Here is a 12,224-nt window from a genome sequence, read left to right as displayed (position 1 = left end):
CTACCTCAGGGCGTCGGCCACCTCGGTCGCCGCCTCCACCACCCGGGGGCCGACCCGCTCGGGCACCATGCCGTTCAGCATCACCACGCCGACGCTGCCCTCGATGCCGCTCAGCCCGAGCAGCGCGGCGGCGGCCCCGCTCGCCCCGGACTGCTCCTCCGCGCGGGTGATGACGAAGCCCTGCTCGGGCCTGCGCTGGCTGGGGAAGGTGCGGGCCTCCAGGATCGCCCGGCCGGCCGCGCTCTCGCCGAGCGGGTGGCGCAGGCCGGTCCGGTACGCGACGTGGAAGTCGGTCCAGCTCGGTTCGACCACGGCCACGGCCAGCGCCTCGTTGCCGTCCACCAGGGTCAGGTGGGCGGTGGCCCCGAGGTCCTCGGCCAGGCTGCGCAGGGCCGGCAGCGCGGCCTCGCGCAGCAGCGGGTGCACCCGGTGCGCCAGCCGCAGCACGCCCAGGCCCACCCGGGCGCGCCCGCCGATGTCCCGGCGGACCAGTCCGTGCTGCTCCAGGGTGGCCAGCAGCCGGTAGACCACGGTCCGGTTGACGGCCAGCCGGGCGGCGAGTTCGGTGACGGTGAGCCCCCGCTCGGAGTCGGCGAGGAGCTTGAGGACCCGGACGCCGCGGTCCAGGGTCTGGGAGGTCTCGGCAGTCACGACGGGCAATCCTTTCCGCGGCGCTCACGGGGCGGGCGGCGCCGTTCCAAGGTCGGTGTCGCGCGCAGGCGGGGGTGGCCGCGCTTCGGGCCGCGCGGTGTCCTCGTTGACCCGCACGCACGGTCCTGCGGCGCCGTCCCGCGGGGGTTGCCCGGCGGAAGCGCGTGGGGGAAAGGTAGTGAAGGAAATGACGCGACGGAAGTGGTTGTCCAAAATTCGGGCGTGATCAACTTCAACACCGCCCCCGATTCGGGACGAACCCCCGCGATTCGCCGGGTGTGTCAGGGGGCGGGCGCGCCCCCGGTCCGCAGTCCGGACGCGCCGGGGCGGGCGGGACGCGCGGGACGGCGTCGCGCCGCCGGCCGGACCGCCGTCGCCCCGCCCGCTCCCCGGTCCGCTACTTCGCCCACTCCCGGATCTTCGCGATCCGCGCCTTGAGCTGGTTCGCGGTGGCCTGCGCGGTGAGCGGCCCGCCGCACTGGCGGCGCAGTTCGTTGTGGATGGTCCCGTGCGGCTGGCTGGTGCGGTGGTGCCAGGCGGCCACCAGCGCGTTCAGCTCCTTGCGCAGTTCCCGCAGCTCCTGGTGGGTGACGACCGGGCGCTGCTCGGCCGGCAGCTCCAGCAGGTCGGCCTCCTCGGCGGGCTTGGTCTTGCTGCGCTGGATCTGCCGGTGCTGGCGCTTCTGGAGCAGCATCTGCACCTGGTCCGGCTCCAGCAGGCCCGGGATGCCGAGGTAGTCGTCCTCCTCCTCGCTCCCCGGGTGGGCCTGCATGCCGAACTCCATGGCGTTGTACAGCACCCGGTCGAAGACCGCGTCGGAGCCCAGCGCCTCGTACGAGAACTCCTCGCCGCCCGCGCCGTCCGGCCCGTCGTTGGCCCGCTCGGCCTCGGCGAGCAGCCGGTCCTCCTCGTCGAAGAGGCCGTCGCCCTCCTTCTTGGGCCGGTCCAGCACGTGGTCGCGCTGGAGCTCCATCTCGTTGGCGAAGCCCAGCAGCAGCGGGATGGTCGGCAGGAACACCGAGGCGGTCTCGCCGCGCTTGCGGGCGCGCACGAAGCGGCCGACGGCCTGGGCGAAGAACAGCGGGGTGGAGATCGAGGTCGCGTAGACGCCGACGCAGAGCCGGGGGACGTCGACGCCCTCGGACACCATGCGGACGGCGACCATCCAGCGCGAGGTCCCCTCCGCGTAGTCGGAGATCCGCTTGGACGCCTCGGTCTCGTCCGAGAGCACCAGGGTGACCTTCTCGCCGCTGATCTCGCGCAGCATCTTGGCGTAGGCGCGGGCGACGTTCTGGTCGGTGGCGATGACCAGCCCGCCGGCGTCCGGGATCGCCTTGCGGACCTCGGTGAGGCGCCGGTCGGCGGCCTGGAGCACGGCCGGGATCCACTCGCCCTGCGGGGAGAGCGCGGTGCGCCAGGCCTGGGCGATCAGGTCCTTGGTCATCGGCTCGCCGAGCCGGGCCTCCAGTTCGTCACCGGACTTGGTGCGCCAGCGCATGTTGCCGCTGTAGCTGAGGAAGATCACCGGGCGGACGACGTGGTCGGAGAGGGCGTGCCCGTAGCCGTAGGTGTAGTCGGCCACCGACTTGCGGATGCCGTCGCCGCCCGCCTCGTACGCCACGAAGGGGATCGGGTTGGTGTCCGAGCGGAACGGGGTACCGGTCAGCGCCAGCCGGCGGGTGGCCGGCTCGAAGGCCTCGAAGCAGGCCTCGCCCCAGGACTTGGAGTCACCGGCGTGGTGGATCTCGTCCATGATCACGAGGGTCTTGCGGGCCTCGGTGCGGTTGCGGTGCAGCATCGGGTTGACCCCGACGCCCGCGTAGGTGACCACGATGCCGTGGTACTCCCGGGACAGCGGCCCGGAGGAGTACGCCGGGTCCAGCTTGATGCCGATCCGCGCGGCGGCCTCGGCCCACTGCTTCTTCAGGTGCTCGGTCGGCGCGACCACGGTCACCTGCTGCACCAGGTGGTTGTGCAGCAGGTACGAGGCCAGGGTGAGCGCGAAGGTGGTCTTGCCCGCGCCCGGGGTGGCGACCGCGAGGAAGTCGCGCGGCTGGGTCTCGATGTACTTGTCCAGCGCGCCCTGCTGCCAGGCCCGCAGCTTGCCCGCGGTGCCCCAGGGGGCGCGGCCGGGGAAGGCCGGGGAGAGGTGGTGCGAACCGGCGGGTGCGGCGTGGCCGACGGATCGGGCGGGCGCCTGCGGCTCCGACACGTCGGAGAACAGCGGCATCGAGGAGGCGGCGGCAGTACTCACGGTCTCCGTGGGGGATCATCGCAGGTCAGAGGCGGTTTGGCGGCCTCACCCCGCGGTCGGGCGGCAATCGGACAACCCGGCCAGCGTACCGGTCCGGCGCCGATCGGGCCTCCAGGCGAGGCTCCGCGCCGGGCCCGCGCGGCCGGAAATCGCTGTGACCCGGATCACAGGAGATTCCTCGTGGAACCGCGTAAGCACCACCGGCCACAGGACTCTCACCAGGGTGAGGCCGCACCACCCCACCTGCCGAAGCGCGGCCCCGCACCGAACCGAAGGGACCCTGCCATGCGCACCGCCGAAGAGACCGTTCAGGCCCGCCTGGTCCTCTCCCCCCACCGCTCCATCCGGCTGCGAGTGGTCCTGTCCTACCTCGCGGAGGACCCGCTGGCCGTCCGGATGGCCTTCCCCGCCGAGTTCTCGCTGGACGACACCGTCGAGGGCCGGAGCGCCGAGGACATCGTCTGGATATTCGCGCGCCAGCTGCTCTCCTGCGGCATCGAGGTGCCGTCGGGCGTCGGCGACGTCCACGTCCGGCCCGCGCTCGGCCGCCGCACCATGGTCGAGCTGCGCGCCCCGGAGGGCACCGCGCTGCTCCAGTTCGACACCGCCGACCTGCGCCGCTTCCTGTGGCGCAGCCGGCTGGTCGTCCCCGAGGGCGAGGAGTACCAGCACCTCGACGCCGACCGCGCGCTCGCCGAGCTGCTCGGCTGACGCTCGACGCGGCGGCACAGGACCGCGACGACACGGGGACGCGTGGCACGACGACACCGTGGCGTGGCGGCACCGAGGCGCACGGCCACCCGGGACCGGGGCCCGGGGGGACCGATGCCCGCCGCTCAGCCGGAGAGCCTGCGCATCAGCCGGACGCCCTGCGCGGCCGTCAGGTGCGGCAGGTACGCCTTGCCGATCGCCCTGGTGATGCCGGGCAGTGCGGCCGGGTCGGGGTACGCCATGTACATCGGCCGGTACTCCGGCTGGAACTTCGCCTTGAACGCCAGCAGCGAACGGAAGCCGTACACCGGCTCCAGCACCCTGCCCATCCAGTCCAGCATCCGCTGCAGCCCGGTGGGCTCCTCGTCCTGCCCGGTGCGGGCCAGCGGCGCGCCCGACAGGGACAGGAACCGCGCGCCCTCCTCCTTGAAGCCGAGCGCGGCCGAGGCGATCAGGAACTCGCTGACGCCGCGGAAGCCGTCCGAGCGCCGGCGCATGAAGTCCAGCGTCCAGCCGACCGGCACGCCGTCCTCGTACACCGGCATCCAGCTGGTCAGCCCGTGCACCACCCGCTGCTCGTCGACCGCGACCAGCACCCGCACGTCCGGGTCGTCCAGCTCCTCCAGCCCGCCGAGGGTGAAGCCCATCTCCGGCAGGCCCTTCTCGGAGACCCACTCCTCGGAGATCGCCCGGATCTGCTCCCGCAGCGCGAGCGGCGCCTCGTGGTACGCCCACCACTCGGCGGAGATGCCCTGCTTGCCGGCCTTGTTGAGGGCGGTGCGGATGTCCTGCCACTTGCGGCCGGTGAAGGCCAGTTCGGGCAGCGGCACCACGGTGTCCTCGGCGACCTGCACCGAGCGCCAGCCCAGCTGCGCGGCGGCCGCCCTGGTCTCGCCGCAGACGCTGTAGAAGCACGGCGTCCAGCCGCGCGCGTCGCAGTACCGGGCGAAGCCGGCCACCGCCCGGGCCCGGTCCTCCGGCGCGCCGAACGGGTCGCCGGTGGTCAGCGCGACGGTGCCGACCACCCGGTAGGCGACGGCCGCCCGGCCCCCCTCGTCGAACCAGTAGTGGTTGCCGTCCCAGGTGGCGATGAACGACAGCGTCCCGCCGCCGTGCTCGGTCAGCAGCGCCCGCGCCCGGCGGGCCGCGGCCGCGTCGGTGTGCAGCACCGGGCGGCGGAAGACCGACAGCAGCACGGCCAGCGCGGCCGCCCAGAACACCAGCCCGCAGTACGTCTCCAGGACGCGCGCCACCGGCCCGACCGCGATCGGGTAGTCCGGCAGCAGGTCGTTGTAGGCGGGCGGCAGGAACTGGGCCGGCAGCCCGGCCACCAGCCCGCGGACGGTCGCCCCCGGCTCGAACTCCCCGGCCACCAGCCGCCCGAGCCCGACGTACGCCGCCGCCGGGGCGAGCGCCGCGCCGCCCAGCACCAGAGCCAGCCGGCGCACCGAGCGGCCGGACAGCCGCAGCCGGAACCGGTTGCGGGTGGCCACCAGCAGACCGGTGGTCAGCAGCGGCAGCAGCAGCGCCTCGACGAAGTACTGCACCACGTCCCGGCTGACCGGCCCGGCGTCCAGGTACAGCCAGCACAGCAGCGCCGCCCAGAGCAGCTCGGTGGCCATCGTGACCAGCCAGGCGAACCGCAGCCCCCGGCGCAGGCCCTCGGCGAGCACCAGCAGCAGCGCCGGGAACAGCGCGGCCATCATCCGGCCGGGGGTGTCGAAGATCCGCACGACGGCGTGCGCGCGGGCGCAGTCGTGCGCCGACACCGCGCAGAAGTCGGCCACCTCCTCCGGGCTGAGCCGGTGCGAGAGGTACAGCTCGGAGAAGGTGTTGAACGGCCCGCTGGCGTTGTCGTACAGCGAGGCGAGCAGCGGCCCGAAGGCGGCGGCGACCAGGCAGAGCGCGACCAGCACCCGGGTCTCGGAGTGCGAGGAGCGGTGGGTGCGCAGGTGCGGACGGCCCCGGCTGACCAGCGCGCCCAGGGCGAGCCCGGCCAGCGCGCCGGCACACCGCTGGACGCTCTGCAGGTGGCCCACGTACAGCGTCATCACCAGCGGGACGAGCAGCACCAGCAGGTGCAGCCGGCGCCGCCAGAGCACGGTGAGCCGGTACCCGAGCACCCCGGCCAGCGCGAAGACGCCGACGGCTGGGCCGACCGAGACCTGGTCGGCCACCGAGGCGGTCCACTGCTCCCCCGCCGAGGAGCCGGCCGCGACCAGCGCGGTGCCCAGCAGGGTGCCGACGACCTGCCCGCCGACCAGCACCGCGAGGGTGCGCGGCCGCCCGAGCCGGTGCTCGGCGGCCGGGCCGACCAGGAGCAGCAGCAGGCTGGTGAACACGTACGAGCCGATGCCCGAGCACCAGAACAGCGAGCTGACCGGCGTCCACCAGTGGCCCTCGGCCAGCGTGGGCACGCCGGTCCCGGCCCGGTCCAGCAGCCGCTCGGGCGGGCCGTGGCGCAGGCTGCCGGTGGCCGCGCCGAGCAGCCAGAGGCCGGCCAGCAGGGCGAGCGTCAGGGGCGCCGAGCGCAGCCGGGAGCCGAGCGCCCGGGCGGCCCGCCGGACCCGCTGCGGGCGCGGTTCCGGCGTCCGGGTGACCGGGGCGCGGTCGGTGCCGCGCTCGGCCGCCCGCTCCGCCTCCGGTCCGGCCCCGCGCTGCTCGCCGACGGTGACCAGCGCGGTCCCCGCCCCGGTCACCGGGCGAGCCCGGTCTGCTGGGCGAGCCACGGGATCTGCTGGGCGATGCCGGGCCGGAAGACGACCCAGCCGTGGCCGCCCGGCATCAGCTCGAACTTGGACTTCATCCCGGCCGCCTGCACGGCCTGGTAGACCTTCTCCATCTGCGGTCTGAACTCCTCGTCGGTCTCGCCGACGACCAACGCGACGTTGGTGTCCGGGAACTTCCTGCGGGCCATCACCTGAAGCGGATCGACCGCGTCGAACTTCTTCTCGTCACCCTCGAACGCGGCCTTGACGGTCTGTTCCCGGTTGCCCAGGGTCGGCTCGTCCTGCCCGGACATGTCGAGCACGGTGCCGTACACGTCGGGCGCGTTGACGCCGAGCTGGAGCGCGCAGGTGCCGCCCATCGAGGCGCCGCCGATGCCCCAGGAGCCCCGGCCGGTCGCGGTCTGGAGATTCTGGTGGATCCAGTTGGGGACGTCCACCGCCAGGTAGGTCTGGGTCTTGGCGATCTTCGAGTCGAGGCAGAGCGTGTTGGCCCAGGTGGAACCGAGCTGATCGGGCATCACCACGATCGGCGCGAGGCCGCCGTGGTCCGCGGCGTAGGCGTCCAGCGCCTCGTTGATCTGCGCGGAGAGCACCCAGTCCCCCGGGATGCCGGGCTGACCGGAGATCATCACGACCACCGGGAGCAGCGGCCGCGGGGTGGCCTGGTAGGCGGGCGGGAGGTAGACGTACGCGTCGCGGGCCCGGAAGCCCGACTTGGTGCCGGGGATCGGCACCACCGAGACGGTGCCCTTCTCCGGCAGGTCCGCCGGGGGCTTCCAGACGTCCTCCAGCACCTTGCCGGGCGGGACGGTCACGGTCTGGCCGACCTTGGTGACGACCAGCCCGTCGGTCCTGGTCAGCCACGGCGCCAGCATCACGCGCCCGCTCGGGAACTGACCGAAGCCGATGTTGACCTCGGAGGCGGCCATCAGCAGCACCAGGGCGCTCAGTCCGAGCGCGAGCCCCCGCCGCCGCCAGGCGAGCCGGCGCATCCGGTAGCCGGCCAGGCAGAACCCGAGCAGGGCGACGGCTATCCACCGGGTGACGTACCCGGGCGTGCCCTCCGGGAAGGGGTGCCACCAGCCGTCGACCACGACGTCCAGGAGCAGGCTGAGCACGGCCGCGGTGAGCAGCGCGGCGGGCAGCCGCAGCCGCCACCAGCTCCGGCCGCGGCCGACGGTGAGCGCGAACAGCGCCGCCCAGCCGGCCGCCAGCACGGCGTGCGGGATGAGGCCCTCGGTGAGCGGCCAGTCGATCGGGTTCCAGCGGGAGGCAAGGGTCAACGTGGTCATGCGGCGGTGCCCGGAGGGGTGGTGTCGGCCAGGAATCCGTAGGCGACGACGTTGCCCTCGTAACCGTGTTCCTCGCTGTAGGCGCCGCCGCAGGTGATCACCCGCAGCTGCGCGTCGGCGGCCTGGCGGTAGACCCGGTCGTCCGGGAAGTCCTTTCGGTCGTGCACTTCGATGGCGTACAGCTGGTAGACGGCGGTGGCGCCGTCCGCCCGGGCGATCTCGATCCGGTCCCCGCGGTGGAGCGCGCCCAGGTGGTAGAAGACGGCGGGGCCGGCCTTGTTGTCGACGTGTCCGGCCAGGATCGCGGTGCCGCGCTGGCCGGGGCTGGCCCCGCCGCGGTACCAGCCCGCCAGGTTCCGGTCCGCCTCGGGCGGCGTCTGGAGCCGGCCGTCGGGCTCCAGCCCGAGCGCGGTGACCGGGGCGTCCAGCCGGACCGCCGGGATGCGGATCCGGGTCGGCGCGGACGGGCCCAGCGGCGGGACGACCGAGACCGGGGTGATCCCGGCCTGGGCCTGGCCGGCGTCCGGAGCGGGCGGCAGCACCGACGGTCCGCCGCGCAGCAGCCAGGCGCCGAGCACCAGCGCGGTTCCCGCCGCCAGGGTGCCCGGCCAGGGGCTCCTGCTCTGCTGGACGCCCACGGGCGCTCCCCTCTGCCGATGGAATCCCTTTTCCTGGGAGTTTCCTGGGAACAATTCAACCGGATCGGACTGTAAGGCACGTCCATACGACGGTCGTATCGGCACCCCCCGATCGGCAGGGTCGGCGGCGTTTTCCCCCCACCGCGTGGCCGCCCGGTCGCGGAGCGCGACGGACCGTCCCTGCGGAGGACCGCCGCCCGGGCATGCCCGACCTGAGCTATTCGACGGTCCGGCGGGCCCGTTCGGTTGCGCCCTCCGGCGTTGTCGTTCGTCGGCGTCGTTCACTCGTGTCATTCACCGGTGTCGTTCACCCGCGTTGTTCACCGGCGGCCGCGTCGCCGGCCGCGTCGCCGGTTGCGTCGTTCGGGGGGATCGCCTCCGGCACGCGCTGCGCCTCTCCGGGGGCTCCCGCCCCCGTGCCATGCTGACCCGGTCGCGGACGCCACCACCCGCGCGCCGACCGGACGTCACCGTCCCGCACGCCGCCCGCACGCCGCCCGCCCCACGCCGCCCCACGAACGGAGTGACCATGGACGCCCTCTCCCGCCGCACCCTGCTGGCGGCCGGCGCCGCCACCGCCGCCACCCTGGCGGCCGGCTGCGGCAGCAACCACGCCACCGGCGGGCAGCGGGCGACCGGCGCCGCCGTGCCGCCCGCCGACGCGGCCGACGGGAGGGGCACCACCGCCACCCCGGCACCCCCGGTCCCCAAGCCGGAGGCCGTCCTGATCGGCGACGGCTCCACCTCGGACACCGGCCCCCAGCCGAACCAGCCCGTCCTCGAACCGCTGCGGCCCGGCCGGCGCCCGCCGCAGTTCGTGGTCTTCTCCTGGGACGGCGCCGGCGAGCTCGACAACGGCCTGTTCGCCCGCTTCCGCCGGCTGGCCCAGGAGCACGACGCGAGGATGACCTTCTTCCTCAGCGGCCTCTACCTGCTGCCCGAGTCCAAGAAGGACCTCTACCGCCCGCCCCAGCACAAGGCCGGCGCCTCCGACATCGGGTACCTGAGCGACCAGCACATCCGCGACACCCTGGAGAACGTGCACGCGGCCTGGCTGGAGGGCCACGAGATCGGGACCCACTTCAACGGCCACTTCTGCGGCTCCACCGGCGTCGCCAAGTGGTCCCCGGAGGAGTGGGACAGCGAGATCCAGCAGGCGATGGACTTCGTGACGAACTGGCGCACCAACACCGGCTTCACCGACCTGCCGGCCCTGCCCTTCGACTACCGCAAGGAGCTGATCGGCAGCCGCACCCCCTGCCTGGAGGGCCAGCGCAACCTGCTGCCCACGGCGGTCAAGCGCGGCTGGCGCTACGACAGCAGCGGCAACGGCACCCAGGTGTGGCCGCAGAAGATCCAGGGCGGCGCGCTGTGGGACCTCCCGCTGCAGTCCATCCCGTTCCCCGGGCACACCTTCCAGGTGCTCTCGATGGACTACAACATCATGTACAACCAGTGCGGCCCCAACACCAAGGCCGACCCGGCGCTCTACCCGGGCTTCCAGACCCAGGCGCGGGACTCCTACCTGATGGGCTTCGACCGCGCCTACAACGGCAACCGGGCGCCGTACGTCATCGGCAACCACTTCGAGGAGTGGAACGGCGGCATCTACATGAACGCCGTCGAGGACGTCCTGCGGACCATCGCGGGCAAGCCGGAGGTCCGGCTGGTCTCCTTCCGGCAGCTGGTCGACTGGCTGGACGCCCAGGACCCGGCGGTGCTGCGCAAGCTCCAGAGCCTCGGCCCGGGCCAGGCCCCGGACGGCGGCTGGGAGTCCTTCCTCGGTGCGCCGGCGGGGGCCGGAGCCCCCGCCGCCGGCTAGGACCGGGCGCGGACCCGGCCGGAGAGCACCGCCCCGACCAGGGTCACGCCGATGCTGGTCAGGAACACCACCGCGAAGGCGCCGGACGAACCGGCGCCTTCCGCCGTGTCGTGCAGGGCCGCCACCGAGCCGCCGCCGAGCGCCGCGAACAGCACCCCGGCCAGGCCGGTGAGCAGCACGTTCCCCAGCGCGTCGCTCAGCTGGAGCGCGGCCGAGTTGGCACCGGCGTCCTCCGGCCTGGAGAGCTTCATCATCAGCACGCTGACGCTCGCGATGGTCAGCCCCATCCCGAGGCCGCCGATGCCCCAGGCCACCGCGGCCACCCAGGCCGGCACCGCCGGGACGAGCACCAGCGCGGCGCCGCCGACCGCGACCGCGGTCAGCGCGAAGCCGCCGCGGATCATCGGCACCCGGTAGCGCTCGGCACCCGGCCGCCCCTGGAGCCAGGAGCCCAGCGCCCAGGTGAGGCCGCCGCTGGTCAGGGTGAGCCCGGCCAGGGTCGGCGAGAGGCCGCGCTGGCTGGTCATCATCAGCGGGATGAACACCTCGGCGGAGAAGAACGCCCCCGCCGCCACGCCGCGCAGCAGGATCACCGCCGGCAGTCCGCGCGCGGCGCGCAGCGTCCCGGCGGGCAGCAGTCCGAGGACGGCGGGCACCAGCAGCGCCGCCCCGGCCGCCCCGGGGACCAGCCCGATCAGGTCGAGGCGCTGGCCCGCGTACTGGACCAGTCCGGCGCCGGCCGCCGCCATCGCGGCCAGCCGGGTGCGGCGGCGGTCGAAGCGCCCGCCCCTGGCCACCGGGTGCTCGCGTTCCGAGCGGGCCAGCGCCGGGCCCATCACGGCCAGCGGCAGCAGGATCAGCGCCGGCACGGCCAGGAACACCCAGCGCCAGCCGAGGTGCTGGGTGACGGCCCCGGCGACCAGCGGGCCGACGATCGAGGGCAGCACCCAGGCCGAGGAGAAGGCGGCGAACACGGACGGCCGCAGCCGCTCCGGGTAGGCCCGGCCGACCACCACGTACAGCGCGACGATCACCAGTCCGCCGCCCAGGCCCTGGATCGACCGGCCGCCCACGAACACCCACATCCCGGGTGCCGTCCCGGCCACCACCAGGCCGACGCCGAACACCGCGATGCCGGTGAACAGCGGTTGCATCGGGCCGCGCCGGTCGCACCACTGGCCGGAGACGACCAGGGCGAACAGCGTGCTGGTGAAGTAGCCGGAGAACGCGAAGGCGTACAGCGGGACGCCGTGCAGCTCGCGGGCCGCCGTGGGCATCGCGGTGTTGACGGCCGTCGCCTCGAAGGCGATCACCAGGACCACCGAGACGATCCCCAGGGTCAGCGCGCGGAAGCGGCCACCGAGCACCCCGCCGCCGGGGTCGTCGTCGAGGGGTATCGGTACGGGGTCGACCGAGGTGGGGGAGGCAGTGGTCATACGGACCATCGTAAGAGCCGTCCGCGCCGTTGACTCCTGACCTCGGTCGGTGAGCGGCTCGGCCGAAAGGCCTGGGCCGACCGCCCCGCGGCGCCCGTCCCCGCGGCGCCCGTCAGTGCAGCACCTTGAGGCCCACCACGCCGGAGACGATCAGCAGCAGGCAGGCGATCCGGGCCGCGGTCGCCTGGTCCCCCAGGGCCACCATGCCGTAGACGGCGGTGCCGATCGCGCCGATGCCGACCCAGACGGCATAGCCGGTGCCGATCGGAATGGTGCGCATCGCGTACGCCAGACCGCCCATGCTGAACAGCAAGGCGACGCCGAAGACGAGGCTGGGAACGAGGCGGGTGAAGCCCTTGGACGATTCCAGGGCGACCGCCCAGACGGTCTCCAGGAGACCCGAGACGAGCAGAACGAGCCAGGCCATGACGGTGATACCTCCGCAGTCCACAGCGGCCGTATTGCCGCTGAACTGCGCCGTCTTGTCGTCACCGGGTACGACGCGCTCGTCCGGGGTGGCGGAAATGGAGCCACCTGTCAGCGACCGTAGCACATTGCCACACGGAATTTACACAACGGCGTTGACCCCCACCCCCGCGATCGGTCACCATGAACTCACTGGCCGTGTGCCCGAGTGGTTGAGGGAACCGTCTGCAAAGCGGTGCACGCGGGTTCGATTCCCGCCATGGCC

9 protein-coding genes, 1 tRNA gene and 1 riboswitch are annotated in these 12,224 nt (G+C 73.7%); of the genes, 3 read left to right on the top strand and 7 right to left on the bottom strand.

Going from position 1 to position 12,224, the window contains the following annotated elements:
- The gene (locus tag ACFRMQ_RS11240; RefSeq protein ID WP_380695336.1) at positions 1–651 is read right to left on the bottom strand and encodes an IclR family transcriptional regulator; all 651 of its coding nucleotides are present in this window, start codon (positions 649–651) and stop codon (positions 1–3) included.
- Positions 652–1,048: 397 nt separating this feature from the next.
- Positions 1,049–2,881: a DEAD/DEAH box helicase gene (locus ACFRMQ_RS11235; protein ID WP_380729447.1), complete on the bottom strand. Its 1,833-nt coding sequence runs from the start codon at positions 2,879–2,881 to the stop codon at positions 1,049–1,051.
- A 309-nt stretch (positions 2,882–3,190) separates the two neighbouring features.
- On the opposite strand from ACFRMQ_RS11235, the gene ACFRMQ_RS11230 reads away from it, so the two are divergent.
- The gene (locus tag ACFRMQ_RS11230) at positions 3,191–3,616 is read left to right on the top strand and encodes an SsgA family sporulation/cell division regulator (RefSeq protein ID WP_380729407.1); all 426 of its coding nucleotides are present in this window, start codon (positions 3,191–3,193) and stop codon (positions 3,614–3,616) included.
- A 125-nt stretch (positions 3,617–3,741) separates the two neighbouring features.
- On the opposite strand, the gene ACFRMQ_RS11225 is transcribed toward ACFRMQ_RS11230, so the two are convergent.
- From ACFRMQ_RS11225 to ACFRMQ_RS11215, 3 genes are read right to left on the bottom strand one after another with little or no spacing between them, the layout of a single operon-like run.
- Complete coding sequence (locus ACFRMQ_RS11225; RefSeq protein ID WP_380729405.1) at positions 3,742–6,315, bottom strand: rhomboid family intramembrane serine protease; 2,574 nt, start codon at positions 6,313–6,315, stop codon at positions 3,742–3,744.
- A complete protein-coding gene (locus ACFRMQ_RS11220) occupies positions 6,312–7,637 on the bottom strand; it encodes an alpha/beta hydrolase (RefSeq protein WP_380729403.1) in 1,326 nt (441 codons plus the stop codon). The genes ACFRMQ_RS11225 and ACFRMQ_RS11220 overlap by 4 nt, the downstream gene beginning before the upstream one ends.
- Positions 7,634–8,275, bottom strand: a complete 642-nt coding sequence (locus ACFRMQ_RS11215) for a class F sortase (protein WP_380729401.1) — start codon at positions 8,273–8,275, stop codon at positions 7,634–7,636. Before ACFRMQ_RS11215 ends, ACFRMQ_RS11220 begins: the two co-directional genes overlap by 4 nt.
- A 529-nt stretch (positions 8,276–8,804) precedes the next feature.
- On the opposite strand from ACFRMQ_RS11215, the gene ACFRMQ_RS11210 reads away from it, so the two are divergent.
- Positions 8,805–10,097 carry a hypothetical protein gene (locus ACFRMQ_RS11210; protein WP_380729399.1) on the top strand — a complete coding sequence of 431 codons (1,293 nt, stop codon included), beginning with the start codon at positions 8,805–8,807 and terminating at the stop codon, positions 10,095–10,097.
- Here the strand turns inward: ACFRMQ_RS11210 and ACFRMQ_RS11205 are convergent.
- Together ACFRMQ_RS11205 and ACFRMQ_RS11200 are read right to left on the bottom strand one after the other, a co-directional pair.
- Positions 10,094–11,533, bottom strand: a complete 1,440-nt coding sequence (locus tag ACFRMQ_RS11205; RefSeq protein WP_380729396.1) for an MFS transporter — start codon at positions 11,531–11,533, stop codon at positions 10,094–10,096. The genes ACFRMQ_RS11210 and ACFRMQ_RS11205 overlap by 4 nt on opposite strands.
- Before the next feature lie 112 nt (positions 11,534–11,645).
- On the bottom strand, positions 11,646–11,960 hold the full coding sequence (locus tag ACFRMQ_RS11200) for a DMT family transporter (protein WP_380729393.1): 315 nt from the start codon (positions 11,958–11,960) through the stop codon (positions 11,646–11,648).
- Between the two features lie 44 nt (positions 11,961–12,004).
- Positions 12,005–12,070: riboswitch (guanidine-III (ykkC-III) riboswitch) on the bottom strand.
- Positions 12,071–12,153: 83 nt separating this feature from the next.
- On the opposite strand from ACFRMQ_RS11200, the gene ACFRMQ_RS11195 reads away from it, so the two are divergent.
- A tRNA-Cys gene (locus tag ACFRMQ_RS11195) sits at positions 12,154–12,224 on the top strand.

The sequence above is a fragment of the Kitasatospora sp. NPDC056783 genome (assembly GCF_042789895.1).
Taxonomy (GTDB): domain Bacteria; phylum Actinomycetota; class Actinomycetes; order Streptomycetales; family Streptomycetaceae; genus Kitasatospora.
Note: the sequence above shows the minus strand (reverse complement) of the source record. Positions and strands in the feature narration are given on the sequence as shown.